This is a genomic window from Actinoplanes sp. CA-030573 (genome assembly GCF_050951115.1).
In the GTDB taxonomy this organism is placed as follows: Bacteria; Actinomycetota; Actinomycetes; order Mycobacteriales; family Micromonosporaceae; genus Actinoplanes.
Window position 1 is genome coordinate 8350038 of the sequence record NZ_CP192038.1, and the last position, 15109, is coordinate 8365146.

19 protein-coding genes are annotated in these 15109 nt (G+C 69.6%); 4 read left to right on the forward strand and 15 right to left on the reverse strand.

The genetic code is table 11. From position 1 onward, the window contains the following. Positions 1 to 3 precede the first annotated feature (3 nt). Both ACQP2F_RS38440 and ACQP2F_RS38445 read right to left on the reverse strand, forming a co-directional pair. On the reverse strand, positions 4 to 501 hold the full coding sequence (locus tag ACQP2F_RS38440) for a GNAT family N-acetyltransferase (RefSeq protein WP_433296453.1): 498 nt from the start codon (positions 499 to 501) through the stop codon (positions 4 to 6). Between the two features lie 55 nt (positions 502 to 556). Beyond that, entirely contained in the window at positions 557 to 787 is a 231-nt protein-coding gene (locus tag ACQP2F_RS38445) for a hypothetical protein (RefSeq protein WP_433296456.1), read from the reverse strand. Positions 788 to 1172: 385 nt separating this feature from the next. Between ACQP2F_RS38445 and ACQP2F_RS38450 the strand changes: the two genes are divergently transcribed. Together ACQP2F_RS38450 and ACQP2F_RS38455 are read left to right on the forward strand one after the other, a co-directional pair. Beyond that, positions 1173 to 2198 (forward strand): helix-turn-helix domain-containing protein, encoded by a 1026-nt coding sequence (locus ACQP2F_RS38450; RefSeq protein ID WP_433296458.1) that lies wholly within the window; start codon positions 1173 to 1175, stop codon positions 2196 to 2198. Between the two features lie 11 nt (positions 2199 to 2209). Then, the gene (locus ACQP2F_RS38455) at positions 2210 to 3295 is read left to right on the forward strand and encodes a hypothetical protein (RefSeq protein WP_433296460.1); all 1086 of its coding nucleotides are present in this window, start codon (positions 2210 to 2212) and stop codon (positions 3293 to 3295) included. A gap of 7 nt (positions 3296 to 3302) precedes the next feature. Here ACQP2F_RS38455 and ACQP2F_RS38460 read toward each other — a convergent pair whose 3' ends face one another. From ACQP2F_RS38460 to ACQP2F_RS38470, 3 genes are read right to left on the reverse strand one after another with little or no spacing between them, the layout of a single operon-like run. Then, positions 3303 to 3515 carry a hypothetical protein gene (locus ACQP2F_RS38460; RefSeq protein WP_433296462.1) on the reverse strand — a complete coding sequence of 71 codons (213 nt, stop codon included), beginning with the start codon at positions 3513 to 3515 and terminating at the stop codon, positions 3303 to 3305. A 49-nt stretch (positions 3516 to 3564) separates the two neighbouring features. Beyond that, on the reverse strand, positions 3565 to 4443 hold the full coding sequence (locus ACQP2F_RS38465) for a helix-turn-helix domain-containing protein (RefSeq protein ID WP_433296464.1): 879 nt from the start codon (positions 4441 to 4443) through the stop codon (positions 3565 to 3567). A 38-nt stretch (positions 4444 to 4481) separates the two neighbouring features. Further along, positions 4482 to 4694 carry a hypothetical protein gene (locus tag ACQP2F_RS38470; RefSeq protein WP_433296466.1) on the reverse strand — a complete coding sequence of 71 codons (213 nt, stop codon included), beginning with the start codon at positions 4692 to 4694 and terminating at the stop codon, positions 4482 to 4484. Between the two features lie 370 nt (positions 4695 to 5064). On the opposite strand from ACQP2F_RS38470, the gene ACQP2F_RS38475 reads away from it, so the two are divergent. Then, complete coding sequence (locus tag ACQP2F_RS38475; protein WP_433296468.1) at positions 5065 to 5286, forward strand: hypothetical protein; 222 nt, start codon at positions 5065 to 5067, stop codon at positions 5284 to 5286. A 76-nt stretch (positions 5287 to 5362) separates the two neighbouring features. Beyond that, complete coding sequence (locus ACQP2F_RS38480; RefSeq protein ID WP_433296470.1) at positions 5363 to 5764, forward strand: hypothetical protein; 402 nt, start codon at positions 5363 to 5365, stop codon at positions 5762 to 5764. Positions 5765 to 5895: 131 nt separating this feature from the next. Here the strand turns inward: ACQP2F_RS38480 and ACQP2F_RS38485 are convergent, their stop codons facing one another. The 10 genes from ACQP2F_RS38485 to ACQP2F_RS38530 form a co-directional block, all read right to left on the reverse strand. Next, positions 5896 to 6333, reverse strand: coding sequence for a nitroreductase/quinone reductase family protein (locus tag ACQP2F_RS38485; RefSeq protein ID WP_433296472.1), 438 nt, complete (start codon positions 6331 to 6333; stop codon positions 5896 to 5898). A gap of 85 nt (positions 6334 to 6418) precedes the next feature. Further along, the gene (locus ACQP2F_RS38490; RefSeq protein ID WP_433296474.1) at positions 6419 to 7147 is read right to left on the reverse strand and encodes an HAD family hydrolase; all 729 of its coding nucleotides are present in this window, start codon (positions 7145 to 7147) and stop codon (positions 6419 to 6421) included. 1 nt (position 7148) lies between these two features. Further along, positions 7149 to 7904, reverse strand: coding sequence for an ROK family protein (locus ACQP2F_RS38495; RefSeq protein ID WP_433296476.1), 756 nt, complete (start codon positions 7902 to 7904; stop codon positions 7149 to 7151). 221 nt (positions 7905 to 8125) lie between these two features. Further along, complete coding sequence (locus ACQP2F_RS38500) at positions 8126 to 9412, reverse strand: hemolysin family protein (protein WP_433296478.1); 1287 nt, start codon at positions 9410 to 9412, stop codon at positions 8126 to 8128. A 67-nt stretch (positions 9413 to 9479) separates the two neighbouring features. Further along, positions 9480 to 10376 carry a DNA-3-methyladenine glycosylase family protein gene (locus ACQP2F_RS38505; RefSeq protein ID WP_433296480.1) on the reverse strand — a complete coding sequence of 299 codons (897 nt, stop codon included), beginning with the start codon at positions 10374 to 10376 and terminating at the stop codon, positions 9480 to 9482. A 239-nt stretch (positions 10377 to 10615) separates the two neighbouring features. Continuing rightward, positions 10616 to 11875 (reverse strand): Pecanex-like protein 1, encoded by a 1260-nt coding sequence (locus tag ACQP2F_RS38510; protein ID WP_433296483.1) that lies wholly within the window; start codon positions 11873 to 11875, stop codon positions 10616 to 10618. Positions 11876 to 11923: 48 nt separating this feature from the next. Continuing rightward, positions 11924 to 12649: a DUF4142 domain-containing protein gene (locus ACQP2F_RS38515; RefSeq protein WP_433296486.1), complete on the reverse strand. Its 726-nt coding sequence runs from the start codon at positions 12647 to 12649 to the stop codon at positions 11924 to 11926. Between the two features lie 101 nt (positions 12650 to 12750). Next, a complete protein-coding gene (locus ACQP2F_RS38520; protein WP_433307752.1) occupies positions 12751 to 13437 on the reverse strand; it encodes a COG4315 family predicted lipoprotein in 687 nt (228 codons plus the stop codon). Positions 13438 to 13645: 208 nt separating this feature from the next. Further along, positions 13646 to 14419: a zf-HC2 domain-containing protein gene (locus ACQP2F_RS38525; RefSeq protein WP_433296488.1), complete on the reverse strand. Its 774-nt coding sequence runs from the start codon at positions 14417 to 14419 to the stop codon at positions 13646 to 13648. Further along, positions 14419 to 15093 carry a sigma-70 family RNA polymerase sigma factor gene (locus tag ACQP2F_RS38530; protein ID WP_433296490.1) on the reverse strand — a complete coding sequence of 225 codons (675 nt, stop codon included), beginning with the start codon at positions 15091 to 15093 and terminating at the stop codon, positions 14419 to 14421. Before ACQP2F_RS38530 ends, ACQP2F_RS38525 begins: the two co-directional genes overlap by 1 nt. Positions 15094 to 15109: the final 16 nt, after the last annotated feature.

Below are 15109 nucleotides of genomic sequence, written 5' to 3' on the forward strand. Positions count from 1 at the left end.
AACTTACGCGCGCGGAAGGTCCTTGACGAATATCCGGCAGTACTCGGTCTTGCGTGTCCAGGTGCCATCGTCTCGCCGCTCTTCCTTGAACGTCTCGACCAGGCCGTGCGGCCATTCTCGATACCCGATACGCAGGTAGAAGCCGATCGGTTCGGCCTCGTCCTCATCAACGCCCAGCGCGATGCTCCGGCGACGCTTGCGGCGGGCTCCTTCCTCGGCCGCCGCCACGAGCTCACGCCCGATGCCCTGCCGGCGGTACCCGGGGAAGACCCGGAGGCGCTGGAGCAAGGGGGTACGCGGGAGACGGTCGCGCAGATCGGCCTCCTCGGCGTCCTCGAGCCGCAGGTAGACGTAGCCGACCACCAGGGAACCGTCGAAGGCGAGGTAGACCCGGCCGCGCCGGAGGGCCCGGCGCCGGAGCCGATCGGAGAAGAATCGCCGATCGGCCTCGTCGGTGACGCATTCGAGCACCTCCTTCCTGGTCGCCGTCTCAATGCGCACTTTGGTCAAGGTCCGCCCGTCCTCCCCCATCAACCGCCGCGAACTCGATCCTCCCCTATTTGACGAGGGAGACCAGCAGCAGCACGACGGCCAGTCCGATGAGCAGGAAGGTGGAGACCGCGAAGAAGGCGGCCTTCAGTACCTCGGCGAACGGCTGTACCGCCTTGCGCATCGAGGCGAAGGCGAAGACCAGCACGCCGGAGGCGCCGAGGATCGCGAAGACCTTGCCGGTGCCGGGCTGGGCCGCGGTGGTCGACGTGCTGAGAAAAAGGGCTAGAGTGTGCATTTGGGTAGCGCCTTTCATGCCGAGAGGGACTGCTCGCATTCAGAGGCACCTCCGGTTGGCCGACCGGGGGTGCTTCGCCGTTTCACGCGGCTGGTGGCGGCTCGACGACTCGCTTCCGTGCGGTCGGAGCGCGGATGAGGGGTCCGGTCAGCGGGTGCGGCATGTGCACCTCCGGGGATGAACTTCAGTTAGAAATTCAGTTCCTCAGCCCTACGGCTTGAGATAAGGCTAGACTTCAGGTGAGCCGTTAGGCAATCGTGATACTCGACTTTGCCGGTCACCTGCGATATACCTTCTCCGGCCGTAACTGAAGTTCAAGGGAGGCGTGGTGCAGCCGACTGAAGATGCCGCCGTCGCGCTGGCCCAACGCCTACGGTCTCTCCGGGTGCGGGCGCTCCGAGTGAAGATCACTCAGGCCGAGCTGGCCGAGGCGCTCGATCGCAGCGAGGCGCTGATCTCCTCGTGGGAGCGTCGCACCGACCCGGTCACCCCGCCCGCCGAGCAGTTGATCAAGTACGCGACGTTCTTCAGCTCGACCCGGTCGGTCGCCGGGCGCCCCTATCGGGTGCCGGAGGAGGACGAGCTGAACCAGACCGAGCTCGCCACCCGTAACACCCTGCGTGACGAGTTGCTCGGGCTTCGCGAGTCGATTACGAACGGTGTCGCCGCCGTCGAGACGCTGGTCGGTCACGGCCCGTGGCACTTCCCAGACCACGACGACGACCGGCCGATCGTCATCGTGTGCCCCGAGCTCCCGCCGCCGGTGCTCGCGCACATGCCGCACGCGCACCAGTCCGACCTCGACTACTCGGAGCTGTCCCGGCTCACCGACCTGGACGCGTTGTTCGAGCTCCACGGCCACATCCGGGCGGTCAACCCGGACGTACGGGTGGAGTACCGCAGTGTCAAGAACATGCGCCGGGACGACTCGACCGGGCATCTCGTCGTTCTCGGAGGCGTGGACTGGAATCCCGCGCAGCGGCTCGTCATGAAGCGCATCGACGCGCCGGTCGAGCAGGTCTCCAGAGACGACCCGCTGCGCCGCGGCTACTTCCAGGTGGCCGGCGACGAGACCACATCGTTCCCGCCGGTGGTCGACGAGATCGGCGGCGAGGACGTGCTGCTGGAGGACGTCGGGTACTTCTTCCGCGGACCCAACCCGTTCAACCAGCAGCGAACCGTTACGCTGTGCAATGGCATGTTCAGTCGCGGAGTGTTGGGCGCGGTGCGCGCGCTCACCGACAAGCAACTTCGTGACGGCAACGCGGAGTACATCTCGCGCGCCTTCGGTGACCACGACTCGTACAGCATCCTGTTCCGGGTCCCGATCATCGACCAACGAGTCGTGGTGACCCCCGACTGGACCGCTCCCGGAACCGTGCTGCACACCTGGTCGGAGAAGACCACATGACGGTTGTGACCATGTCGGAGCTACACCACGCCTCGCACAACCACCTGCTCGACGACGTGGCGCCGCTGCCGTCGGGCCGGCTGGACGCGATCATCGTGCCGACCTTCCGCGCCGCCGACGCGCTGCGCGACTCGCTGGCGCTGGCGGCCGAGCTGGCGCGCCCGCTGGTGGCGCTGTGCAGCGGCCAGGCCCAGGCCGGGCAGGTGTCGGCCCTGGCCCGGTTCTTCGGCGCCGACGTGCACGCGGTCGACCTGCACGACGGCCACCCGCGGATGCCCGCCTTCCGGGCCGACGCGGTGCTGCGCGACGCCGGGTTCGGCCCGACCGGCGATCTGAGCCTCAAGCGCAACCTGGGCCTGCTGATCGCCCGGCTGACCGGCTGGGAGCGCGTGCTCTTCCTCGACGACGACATCTTCGGCGTACGCGGTGACGAGCTCGAGGGCGCCGCGGCGGTGCTCGACTCGGGCCGTTACCGAGCGGTCGGCCTGCGCAACGGCGGCTATCCCGACAACTCGGTGGTCTGCCACGCGTACCGGGCGGTGGGCGCCGCCCAGGACAGCTTCATCGGCGGCGGCGCGATGATCGTGAATCCGCCGGCCACCCGATCGTTCTTCCCCAACCTCTACAACGAGGACTGGTTCTTCCTGCTGGGCGACGGCGTCCCGTTCCGCGCGGCCCGCTCCGGCACAATGATCCAGCGCTCGTACGACCCGTTCGCCACCCCCCGCCGCGCCGCGAACGAGGAACTGGGCGACACGCTGGCCGAGGGTCTCTTCTGGATGCTCGACAACCGACAGGACCCGACCACGTGCGACCGCGCCTTCTGGGGCGACTTCCTCTACCGCCGGCGCGCGCTGCTCGACCACGTCCTGGCCGAGGTCGACGTGCACGTACCCGACCCGGCCAAGGCCGCCGACATCAAGGCGGCGTTGCGAGCGGCCCAGGGCGCGAGCGCCTTCATCACCCCGCAGTTGTGCCAGGCTTTCGTCTCGGCGTGGACCCAGGACCTGCGAACGTGGGACGCGTTCCTGGACCGCCACCCCACCGTGGGTGACCTCGGGAAGGCGCTGGCCGAGCTGGGCCTCTACGCCGGGTAGCTCGCCCTCAGACGGCCCCGCCGAGAAGCTCCTCAGGGATCTCGACAAGCACCTCACCATCGGGCAGATCGACACCGACCGCCTGGGCCGAAACGGGATATCCCTGGATCACGAGGGTCCCCCGATCGGTGCGGTAGACGGTCGGGCACGACCCGCCCCCACACACTGTCGCGATCAGCCGGAGAGTGACCTCCCGGTCGCGATCGTCATCCGTCGTCATGAACCAACGTTAAGGAAAGCCGGCCGACGCGACAAGACGGCGCGGTTGCCTACTCCGTCGCGGCCCGCTGGCGCGGGCTCGGGCGCGCGAGGTCCCGGTAGCGGTCGAAGTACTTCTCGAGGATCGGATCGATGTCCTCGGTCGAGCTGCTTTCCAACCGGTCGAAGACGCTTTGGTAGAGCTCGATGTCCGAGCGCCGGTCGCTGCGGAGCACCGAGTGGTACAGATCCACGGTGACGACGCGGTCATCGAGAAGCTCGAATCCGTGGTACGGCGGAACGTCCAGCGAGGCATCCAGCGGGACCACCCGTAAAGACACGTTCGGCATGGCCGCCACCTCACGTAGCCGCAGCAGCTGAGCGGACATGTACTGCGGCTCGCAGACCCGGTTGGCCAGAACGGACTCCATCATCAGGAAGTGGAACTCACGGTCCGGATCCCACAGCGCTTCCTGCCGGCGGACCCGGATCGACACCGCCTCGGCGACGCGTCGGCTGTGACCGCTCGGGCTCGTCTCGAAGATCGCGCGCATGTACGCGTCCGTCTGCGCAAGCCCGATGATGACCGCGGGCTGGAACACCCGGTAGACGCGCGTGGCCGCCTCGAGAGCCTCGAGTTCCCGCTGGAGATTCACCACTTCGGTGTCGCCGAGCGAGGCGGGGCCCGCCGGTTGCCTCCGAAGGCGCTCGGTCAGCTCCACCAACCGTTCGATGAGATCGGGAGGGGCCTGCAGCGACTCGGCGACATGACGGATGTCCGCAGTGGAGGGATGGCCGACGTTGTTCTCCAGTCGTGAGATCTTGGCTTGGCTCATGTTGACCCGTCGCCCGAGCTCTTGACCGGTCAAACCGGCGTCACGTCGCAGACGAGCCAGGATGGAACCAAGAGTCTCGCCCGTGGATGAGACGTCCGACGATTTCTCGACCATCCCACCCCTCCCTCGAAAGTCCGTCGGCTCCTGGCCGATCATCGCAGCGTACGGACGACCTCCGCCAAGAGCTCAGCAGGGATCTCGACGAGCGACTCGCCCTTCGGCACATCGACGCCCGCGTCCGAATCGATCACGTAACCCTGAACGACGTACGTTCCGCGGTTCGTCCGGTACAGCGTCGGGCAAGATCCGTTGCCGCAAACGGTGGCCAGCTGCGTCAGTGCGACCGGCCCGCTGGGATTCGTCACAAGTGCTCCCGTCAGGGTCCTAGCCCGCAAGCCGGTAGCGACTTCCGGGCTCTCCGCTCGGCATTCACCGAGTCGCGATTATCCAACCGGATAACGAGCCAAAGGCCAGCTCAGGCGCGACACGCATACGTCACCCTTCAGTAACGATCCTAGTGGCGCCGGTACGGAGCGGGGGCGAGAACTATTCACGCCTGATGAATACTCATTTGATTCATGGCCACCCGGGTCCATGATGAATATCAGGAGGACGCGACCTACGACGCTCCCGTCCACCGGCTCTCCGCACAGGGGACCCGCCCACCCCCGGCGGCCATCCTCTCCGGCCGGCACACCGAAACCCGGTGTCGCCGGCCAGACTTGGAGGTGCACGATGTTCGTTCAGGCACTCGCCTCGCCGGCTCATCTCGCCGGCCTCCGGACCCTCTATCTGGTCCTAGCCGTGCTCGCGCTCGTGACCGCGCTGCGTTTCATGAAGCGCGCGTTCGCGCCCATCGAGGCGGTTGTTCAGGTGATCACCGCCGCAGTCATTGTGGCCTTGGCCGTCGCGCTCGCCGTCGCTCTGATCGCCGCCGCGCTGCTGACCACCTTCTGAGCCGGCTTTCTCGCACCCAGGCGCCGCCCGTGTATCGGACGGCGCGATCGGCGCACCTATGGTCTGGAGGTACCCCATGAACAACCCCGCTCTGCCGTTCGCGGTGGCCGCCGTCGTGCTTGTCATCGTGCTCACCGAGATCATTGCGGCGGCGCTCCCGCTTCTGATCGTCATCACCCTCGTTCCGGCTCATGAGCGGCAGGAGCTGGCCGGGCTCCTGGCGGCCTGTGACAGCTCGCGCAAGCTGCGCTTCTGGACCGCGCTCGATGTGGCGGTCAAGGCGCGCCGACTACGCGCCGGCAAGGTCACCCCGACCGTCACGCGAGCCGAGCAAGCCGCGGCGACGCCGGACGACGGTGGGACGAAACCCCCGGCGGCGTCGCACGACTCCAACTGGGAGTGGGCGGCGGATGCCGATCGCGGGCCGTGGAACAGCCGGCCGTATCAGCCGGCCGCGCGGGAGGCGCCGCGGCGCTGACCGGCGCCGCGGCCGCGATGCGGCCTCAGCCGGAGAACGACGCGGGCTCAGGCGGGGTCGACGCGGGCTCAGCCGGGGTCGATGCGGGCCCCGCCGGGGTCGATGCGGCCTCAGCCGGGAACGGCGCGGCCTCAGGCGGGGTCGATGCGGAACACCGGGAAGCCGGGCGCCGCGGCTTTGATGTCGGCCTCGGGCGAGTCGGCCTTCAGGCCGTCGAAGAAGGCGCCCGTCTCCCATGCCCACTTGCGCAAGTAGAGGCGGATCAGGGGCGACTTGTCGGCGTCGGCGATCTCGACCGGGATGAAGCGCTCGCTGCGGCGGCCCAGGCGGAGCTCGCCCTCGCCCACGGCGCGGAGGTTGCGGACCCACTGCGTGTGGCCTCGGGGCGCCAGCAAGTACTGCGCCCCCTCGTACGTGAAAAGGTTGACGACCGTCGTGCGCACGGCGCCGGACTTTCGGCCGCGGACGGCAAGGACTCGGCTGCCCATCAGGCTGATGCCGCGGGCGGTGAGCCACTTGGTGACGGCGTTGAAGATGGCGGCGGCACGGTGAGGGGCGAGGTAACGCATGACTGCTCCTTCGGGAAACGAGAGCGGTGCTCTCTGATAGGAACAGTGAACACCGGACGGCCGCACGCAGTCAAGAGCAGTGCTCTCACTTTTCCGCGGACAGCAGCAGGTCCCGGAGGGCGAAGCCGTCGCCGATCGTCTCGTCGGGCTCGGGTCCGGACGGCTCGGCATCGGTGCGCGCCGACCGCATCAGGATCGCCATGGCCACGTCGGCCCGCCGGGCACAGAGGATGTCACGCCGTGGGGTGTCGCCGACGAACCAGCAGCTCTCCGGCGCGACCCCGAGCTCGTCGGTGGCGTTCCAGATCATCTGCGGGTTCGGCTTCCGCACGCCGGCCTCATCGCTGTACACCTGCACCCGGAAAAATCCGTTTATTTCGGCTTTCTTGAGGAAGTCGCGATGCGCCGCACCCGACAGCGTGTTGCTCACCACGCCGACCGGGACGGACCGCTCGGAAGCGGCCACCAACGCTTCCCGGATGCCGGGCCGCACCTTCCAGCTGTCCCGCCACGCCCACTCGTAGCTGAGCTTCTTGACCGCCCCGCGCACCGGCACCTGAGCCGCCGGCGGCCAACCCGGCAGCACGAACCGCTCCCACACCTCGGCCTGGGTCAACTCGTCCGGCCAGTCCTCGTCCCGCCACGCGGCCCAGGCCGCGGCGCCTTCGGTCAGCGACCGCTGGATCTCCCCCGGCGTCAGCGCGCCCCGCACCAGGTTGTAGACGCGCAGGACAAGCGCGGGCGGGGCCGACCGCTGCGGCGGCGCCTCCGCGATCACGCCGCCGAAGTCGAGAAGCAGTGCCCCGGGAAGCATCTCAGCGGGCGGTGCCCAACTGCCAGGCGCGGACCCCACCGACGATGCCCGCCGTGTTCGGCACGACCACCACGTCGTCGCCCATCCGGGCCAGCTGGGTCGGGGTGATCAGGCGCGAGTTGCCGCCGCCCAGATAGAGCCGGTCCCACAGGAAGACCGGCCGCAAGCCCTCGACCACGTTGCGGACCCGGCGGGACCAGAGCGCGTCGCCCAGCCGGCGACGCTCGTGCTCCCCGATGTACGTGTCGTAGGACATCCCCCACCGCACCGGCGCCTGCGACATCTCCAGGTGCGGGGCCAGCACCCCGCCGTCGAAGAGCGCGCAGCCGAGGCCGGTCCCGAGGGTCAGCATCAACTCACAGCCGGTGCCCGCCACCACGCCGGCGCCGTGCACCTCGGCGTCGTTGAGCACGAGCGTCGGCAGCCCGAACGCCTCGGCCAGCGCCGTACGGGCATCGAAGCCGTGCCAGGCGTCGACCAGCTCGGGGTCCACCTTCGTACGCGGCCCCGATCGCGTGACGTAGTGCGGGGTGGCCACCACGACGCCGTGACGCAGCATCCCGGGCATGCCCACGGTGACCCGGTCGGCGGTCGGCAGGCGCTCGCCCAGCTGCACGAGCGTCTTGACGAAGAGGTCGGGCGGCAACGGGTACGGCGTCGGCACGCGCAACGGCTGAGCGCGCATCGTGCCGGCCTCGTCGAGCACCGAGCCCTTGATGCCGCCGCCGCCGCAGTCGATCGTCAGGGTGAAAGCCACGCCGCCAGTCTGCATGGAGGTCACCTCCTCGCACAGCAATTGTGACCCGTATGCCGTCAGGGTGTGTCCTGCCGGTCACGAGGGGCTGCGGCGAGGCCCAGGCGGCGCCTGACGGCGTCCGCGAAACGCCCGAATCCAACACCGGGATGCGGCCGCTTCGCGGCCGACGTCAGCCACCACCTGGACCGCGCCTCGCTCCCGCGTGACCGGCAGGACGCACCCTAATCGGACGAGGCCCTTTCAAGCGGGCGCAACCTGACCCGGGTAATCGCCCGGCCCGTGATCTCGACCACCTCGGCCGTGAATCCCGGCAGCGACACGATCTCGCCCGGCGACGTCGGGATGTGGCCGAGCGCGGCCAGCACCATCCCGGCGATGGTCGTGTAGTCGCCGTCCTCGTGCGCGTTCGACTCGTCGTGCAGGCCGATGTCGGGCAGGTCGTGGATCGGGAACGAGCCGGCCATCAGCAGGGCGCCGTCGGCCTCGCGTACCACCGCCGCCACGTCCCGGTCGGTCTCGTCGTAGATCTCCCCGACGATCTCCTCGACCAGGTCCTCCATCGTGATGATGCCGTCGATCGCGCCGCGCTCGTCGACGACCAGGGCGAGCTGGACGCGCTCGCCGCGCATCTGCCGCAGCGCGTCGGAGACCCGCAGCGTCTCGGGCAGGAACAGCCCGGGCCGGCAGAGGCCGTCGACCGGACCCTCGGCGTCGATCAGGTCGCGCAGGTGGACGACCCCGATCACGTCGTCGAGCCCCGCCGGGCCGACCACCGGGGCCCGGGAGTGGCCGCCGGCCATCAGCGTGCGCAGCGCCTCGTGGGCGGGCGTGCCGGTGGCCAGCGTGAGCACGTCCCGCCGGGGCACCAGGATCTCGCGCAGGATCCGGTCGGCGATCTCGAAGGCGCCGCTGATGATCGTGCGCTGCTCCGCCGAGAAGTCCTGCTGGGCGGCGACCATGTCGCGGATCTCCTCGGTGGTGACCTCCTCGCGCTGGGCGGCCGGGTCACCCCCGGCCAGCCGTACGATCAGATTGGTCGCCACGCCGAGCAGCCAGACGGCCGGGCGGGAGATCATCGAGAGCACGTCGAGCGGCCGGGCCACCACCAGCGCCCAGCCCTCGGTGCGCTGCATGGCGATGCGCTTGGGCGCGAGCTCGCCGATCACCAGCGTCACGAAGGTCAGCGCGATCGTGACGATCACGATGGCGACCGGCTCGGCGGCGGTGCCGAGGAAGCTCAGCGGGCCGAGCAGCGGCTTGGACAGCGAGACGGCCGCCGCCGCCGAGGCCAGGAATCCGGCCAGCGTGATGCCGATCTGGATGGTGGCCAGGAACCGGTTGGGGTCACGGGTGAGCCGGCCCAGCACCCGGCCGCTGCGCGACTGCCGCTCGAGCCGCTGCACCTGGCTCTCCCGCAGCGACACCAGCGCCATCTCGCTGCCCGAGAAGGCGGCGTTCACCAGCACCAGCACCAGGACCAGGACGATCTCTCCGCCTGTGCCACCCATCGTCAGCTCTCCCGGGCCAAAGCGATCACGAGGGATCAACGTACCCAGACTGGCACCGATACGCCCATCAGAACCTCGCGAAGGACCGAATCGGCATACGCGGCCCGAACCGGGGCGCTCCGATCCCGCCGTGGGCGAGCAGGTCGCAGACCCGGCCCCGGTGCCCCCGGAACGGCTCCAGCAGCTCGAGCATGCGCTCGTCGGTGCCGCGGGCCTCGCCGGCCAGGGCCCAGGCCACCGTGTTCGGCACGTGGTAGTCGCCCACGCTGACCGCATCGGCGTCGCCGAACGCCACCCGGGTCACCTCCGCCGCCGTCCACGGCCCGATGCCGGGCAGGGCGGTCAGGCGGCGGGTGGCCTCCGCCGCGTCGGCGCTGCGCTCGAGGCGGCCGGCCTCGGTCGCGGCGCGCAGCAGGGTCTGAGTGCGGCGCTGCTCCACCCCGAACGGGTGAAAGACCCAGTAGGGCGTCGCCGCGATCGCGGCGGGATCGGGTGGGAGCAGCAGATCGGCGGGGCCCGGCGCCGGCTCGCCGAACTTGCGGCAGATCTGGCGGTACGCGCGGAAGGCCTCCATGCCGGTGACCTTCTGCTCGAGGATGGCCCGCAGCACGCGATGGAAGATCAGCCCGGTGGCCGGCATCCGGTGGCCGGCGAACGTGTGCGCCAGCCGGTGGACGAGCGGATGGGCCTTGGCCAGGGCCGGGAAGCCGCTCAGGTCGTCGCGCAGGCCGGCGATCGCGTCGGCGCGGTCGAGCAGCCACTCGGCGCCGGGACCGAACGCCTCGGCCTCCAGCTCGCCGGCGACCCGGGTCAGGTGAAGGGTGCCGGGGCCGGCCGGGGTGCGCGCCGCCATCCACAGCTCGCCGGCGGTCAGCCGTACGCAGGGATCGAAGCGAGGCACGACCAGGGCCGACAGCGAGCCGCCGAAGAGGTAGCGCTCGGGCGGGCTCAGGCGGCGGTTCACGCGGCCAACTGTAGCGACAGGCCGATGGCCCTGACCGCGCTCCCGGTCAGGGCCATCGGTGGGGCGACCGGACACCCGAGTGATCCTGGTCGCCGGTGGAGCCGGCCGCTGGCGTCGTCCGTCAGGGGGAAGGGCGACCACCGGTGCCGACGGGGGGTCCCGGACGGGGCGGGGTCGTGTCGGCGACCCTGCCCCGCCGGGTTCGGCTCCGGCTTTTGCGGCAACGCTCCTAGATTCGGTTAGTTTCCGCGACCGGCCCGGACCTGGATCTTCACGGCGTCGAACGCCGGCGTCTCGTTGGCCCGCTCCATCATCGGAATGCGGTGCGAGCCGTCACCGGCCCAGGAGGCACACTGCGCGACACCGGTGGTCGGCATGCCGGGCACGTTGATGACGACCGAGTCGGGGGCCTTGCCGCCCTTGGCGTCCTCGGTGGCCACGAAGAACGCGGGAACCGGCGACGGGTCGGGCGCCTCGTTGAGGTTCGGCAGCATGCGGCACGCGGTGTGGAAGTGACCGCGGACGATGCCGTCCTGCAGGACCGAGCTCTCCACGTAGTACCCGCCCTTGCCGGCCGCCAGGAAGCGGTCGCGGATCAGGTTGCGGGTGCTGACGGTCAGGGTGAACGGGGTGTTCACGGCGACCGAGCGCGGCGCCTGCGTGATCAGCAGCGACGAGTTGTTGGCGGCGCTGGAGACCTCACCGAACTCGGTGGTGACGCAGCGGTCGCCCTTCTGGAAGCCGTCGTGCAGCTCCAGCTTGCTCGTCGAGCAGTTGTTGGTCAGGACGCCGAGGCCGGCGCCGGGCGGCGGCGTGGTGCCACCGTTGGTGGCCGACGGGTCGGGCGCGGGCGCGGTGGTCTGCTGGCCACCGTTGTTGTCGCCACCGCCGTTGTTGGCGCCGCCGTTGTTGTCGCCACCGCCGTTGTTCGCGCCGCCACCGTTGTTGTCGCCGCCACCGTTGTTCGCGCCGCCACCGTTGTTGTCGCCGCCACCGTTGTTCGCGCCGCCACCGTTGTTGTCGCCGGCACCGTTGTTGCCGGTGTCGCCGGAGGCGCTCGGGTCGGCCGACGGGTCGCCGGCGTTCGGCTCGGCCGCGGCCGAGGTCGCGGCGGTGGCCGGCGCACTGGTGGCTTCCCCGCCACCACTGTTGTTGCCGACGTTGTTCATCACCCAGCGACGGCAGCGGGCCCGCAGCTCGGCGGTCGTCGCCACGTCGCCGGCGCCGTCGTCCGCGTGCTGCGTGACGGTGCCGTTGTCCTGCGTCCAGGTGCCCTTGCGGGTCTTCGTGGACAGCTTGGCCGGCGGCGGCGTCGCAACGCGGTCACACGCCGACAGGGCCTTCTTCTGCGTCCGGTTGGTCGACGCGTTCGAGACCTGCGTGACGGTCACGATGCCGCCGAACGCCACCAGGGTGGCGGCGACCGCGATGATCCGGCGTCGGCCGCTGAACCAGCCTGAACTCCTGCTTGATGCGCGCCGGTACTTGGACCTTCGCATGGGGGGACACCTTTCTCTGTCTCGTCGACCTGGACGGGGTTTCGGGGACTACCTCGTCCGGAAGATGCGCATGGTCGTGATGACGCCGGCCACGAGTGCGGCGGCGAGGACTAGGAGGATCACCGTGGTGTTGACGCCCGGGATGCCACCGGTGCTGCTGTGCGCGGCGGCGATCATCTGCCCGTCGACGGGCACCGGGCCCGAGCCGGGAGTCGTGGGGGCGGCCGCCGTGGGCAGCGCGCCGTAGTCGACGATCCCGCTCGACTCCAGCAGCGTCATGTGCGTCATGACGAACTGGTTGGCCTGCTGCGCCAGCTGGCGGACCGAGTCGTTGCGGGTGCTCGCCCTGATGGTCGCGATGGCCGGGAAGATCTTGCCGTGCGCCGCGCGGAGCCGGTCTACGTAGATCTGGTCGAACGTCGTCGAGTTCGCGTTCCGCATCTCGCTGAGCCAGAACTGCTGGTCTTTGTTCGGCTGGTTGGGCAGCTCGATGTCGAGCTTCTTGGCGACCTCGCGGTCCAGCTTGTCCAGCAGGACGTGCTGGGCCGAGATCGACTTGCCGATGGTGACGATCCGCGGGTCGTCCGACTTCTCCTGGGCCATGTTCCCGGCCGGGATCTCCCACAGGCCGGCGAGCCGGACCTTGACCACGAAGTCACGGTCGGCGGCGCTCACCGAACCGGCGCCCTTGGCGTTGAAGGACGTCGCCGGAACCGGGATGCCGGTGTCGGCGCGGGCCGGTGAGACGGGCGCCAGCAGGACCGTGAGGACCATTGCCGAAATGCCCACAAGCCAGCGCGACAGCCGGCGAGAGGAGCGGGCGGCAACCATTCTTTCAACCTCCGGGGTCAGCAGTTTCTTAACGGGTTCTTAAGTCAGTAGCTGTAATCGCCACTTGAACTGCCGGTATCGGCGGAATCGGATTCGGAGCCCTCGGAAGCGGGCGGCGCGACCGGCTTGGAGATGGCCGGCAGGCAGGTCAGGTTCTTGGCGCCGTCCGGCTTGATCACGAACCACTTGCCGGAGACGTTCTGGCCCTTCCACTGCCCGGGCTGCTTGTCGCCGATGTACGAGTAGAGCGGCCAGCCCTTGAGGGTCAGCTGCTTGGTGCCGTCGGCCCGGGTGACGGTGCCGACGACGCTGGCCGAGACGCCCTTGAGGGTCGGCTTGCCGTCGTTGGTCAGCGCCGGCTTCCAGATCGCGGCGCAGTCACCGCTGCAGTTCGACTTGGCCGGGTCGTTGGAGTCGCCGTCGAAGCGGTAGAGGACGAAGCCGTCCTCGTTCTCGACGACCTCGCCCATGCGCTTGACCGCGGTGCCGGTCAGCTTGTTGGTGACCTGGGAGTCGGTGAGCTCCGTGCCCTCTTCCGAACCGGGAGGGGCGGTGGCGTCCGGGTCGGCCTGGGCAACCGGGTCGCTCGTGGCCGCCGGGTCCGCCGTCGCGCCCGGCGAGGCGGCGACGTCGTTCGAGGCCGGCTCGGCGGCGTTTCCGTAGTCGGCGGCGTTGTATCCGGACGGGGCACAGGCAGCAAGCGCGAACGCGGCTGCGATGCCGGCGCCCACAACCGTCAACTTTCGCTTCTGCGGTACCACGAGCCCTCCAGTGATTCAGTGCATCTGGCGTTTCCGGGCTGTAGTACGAGGGCGAAGTCGGGTCGGTTGAACAATCGGCCCAATCAATTCCCTTAATTTTGTTTCAAGGACAGGGCGTGGTCGGCCGAACACAAAAGGGCCCGGCCGTCCCGGCCGGGCCCTGCTGACTTCGAGGTCTTTACGGTACGCGTACCAGAGTGTCCCCGGCCCCGTTCGCCGCGACCTCCTGCACCTGGATGTGCGCGATGTCCTCACGCGGGGTCGCGGTGATCGCCTGCAGCATCAGCGGCTCCGGCTTGGCCGCAGTGCCCCAGCCCTGCTCGCCCACGTTCCACGAGACGAGCGGCTCGGTCGTGCCGTCGGTGTGCACGGCCAGCAGCCGGCACTCCTTCGGCCCCTTGATGTTGGAGATGGCGAACGAGATCTGGGTGCCCCAGTCCTTCTTCTCCATCGCCACGTCGAGGTGCACGCCGGTGCGCGGGTCGCTGCCGCTGTAGCGCTGGCCGGTCAGGTCGGGACCGCCGAAGCCGCCGTCGTCCGTGTTCGGCAGCGGGTCGAGCTGGCTGCTGCCGCGCTGCGCGGTGGGGGTCGTCGCCTTCTGATCGGGCGCGAACCACTTGCCGCCGGCGAACAGCGCGCCGATCGACAGCATCGCGAAGATGACCACGGCGGCGGCCAGCGAGTAGAGCCGGCGGCTGTTGGCCCGGCGGCGCTCGTGGCGGACCTCGCCGAGCATCTTGTGCAGCACGATGCCGTCCTGCTTGACCTCCTCAGCGGCGACCACGGCACTCGCGTCGACATCGGCCAGCAGGTCGGCGACCTGCACGAACGACTCCAGCTCGTACGCGCATCGCGGGCACTCGATGAGATGGTCCTCGAAGCGCGCGGCATCGTGGTCGTCCAGCACGCCCAGCGCGTACGACGCGACGTCGTAGTGCTCTTCCTGCGTCATTACTCGGTCACCCCCCGCTGCTGCAGCGCCGTCCGAAGCGCACGCAGAGCGTAATACACGCGTGACTTGGCGGTACCCAACGGAAGGTTGAGCTTCTCCGCCGCCTCCGGCACCGTCCGGCCCCGGAAATAAGTCTCGATCAGAATCTCACGGTGCGACTGGGACAGCTCGCGCAACGCGTCGGAGACGGTCATCGACTGCAGCACGCGGTCGGTGTCGTCGGCGGTGCTGGGGAAGCTCTCCAGCTCACGGTCGTAGGTCTCGGCCGGGCGGGCGCTGGCGCTGCGGTGGTCGTCGATCGCGATGCGGCGGGCGACGGTGACCAGCCACGGCCGCAGCGACTGCTGGCCCTGGGCGCCGAGCCGGTGCGCGTTGCGCCAGGCCCGCAGCAGGGTCTCCTGCACGATGTCCTCGGCGCGCTGCCGGTCACCACCGGTCAGGCGCAGCACGAACATCAGCAGCGGGCCCGCGTGCTCCTCGTAGAGCATCTTGACGAGGGTGTCCTCGTGGCTCGGCTCGGTCGCGCCGTGCCGGGGTGCCTGTCGCGGGATGACCGAACTGCTGTCGTGCACGCCGCGGCCTCCGTCGAGGGACTGCCAATGACCACCGGAACGCTGCTGTGTCATCAGGCGCTCCCTGTCCGGCGCGCGTCGTTCCGCGACCACCGCATGCATTGATACCTCCGCCCGG

What these genes read in the sequence shown, in the direction of transcription:
- ACQP2F_RS38455 (WP_433296460.1), top strand. Translation starts at nt 2,210, where the DNA reads ATGTCGGAGCTACACCACGCCTCGCACAACCACCTGCTCGACGACGTG.
- ACQP2F_RS38510 (WP_433296483.1), bottom strand. Translation starts at nt 11,875, where the DNA reads ATGCGAAGGTCCAAGTACCGGCGCGCATCAAGCAGGAGTTCAGGCTGG.
- ACQP2F_RS38515 (WP_433296486.1), bottom strand. Translation starts at nt 12,649, where the DNA reads ATGGTCCTCACGGTCCTGCTGGCGCCCGTCTCACCGGCCCGCGCCGAC.
- ACQP2F_RS38525 (WP_433296488.1), bottom strand. Translation starts at nt 14,419, where the DNA reads ATGACGCAGGAAGAGCACTACGACGTCGCGTCGTACGCGCTGGGCGTG.
- ACQP2F_RS38530 (WP_433296490.1), bottom strand. Translation starts at nt 15,093, where the DNA reads ATGCATGCGGTGGTCGCGGAACGACGCGCGCCGGACAGGGAGCGCCTG.
- ACQP2F_RS38465 (WP_433296464.1), bottom strand. Translation starts at nt 4,443, where the DNA reads ATGGTCGAGAAATCGTCGGACGTCTCATCCACGGGCGAGACTCTTGGT.
- ACQP2F_RS38445 (WP_433296456.1), bottom strand. Translation starts at nt 787, where the DNA reads ATGCACACTCTAGCCCTTTTTCTCAGCACGTCGACCACCGCGGCCCAG.
- ACQP2F_RS38490 (WP_433296474.1), bottom strand. Translation starts at nt 7,147, where the DNA reads ATGCTTCCCGGGGCACTGCTTCTCGACTTCGGCGGCGTGATCGCGGAG.
- ACQP2F_RS38480 (WP_433296470.1), top strand. Translation starts at nt 5,363, where the DNA reads ATGAACAACCCCGCTCTGCCGTTCGCGGTGGCCGCCGTCGTGCTTGTC.
- ACQP2F_RS38500 (WP_433296478.1), bottom strand. Translation starts at nt 9,412, where the DNA reads ATGGGTGGCACAGGCGGAGAGATCGTCCTGGTCCTGGTGCTGGTGCTG.
- ACQP2F_RS38485 (WP_433296472.1), bottom strand. Translation starts at nt 6,333, where the DNA reads ATGCGTTACCTCGCCCCTCACCGTGCCGCCGCCATCTTCAACGCCGTC.
- ACQP2F_RS38475 (WP_433296468.1), top strand. Translation starts at nt 5,065, where the DNA reads ATGTTCGTTCAGGCACTCGCCTCGCCGGCTCATCTCGCCGGCCTCCGG.
- ACQP2F_RS38460 (WP_433296462.1), bottom strand. Translation starts at nt 3,515, where the DNA reads ATGACGACGGATGACGATCGCGACCGGGAGGTCACTCTCCGGCTGATC.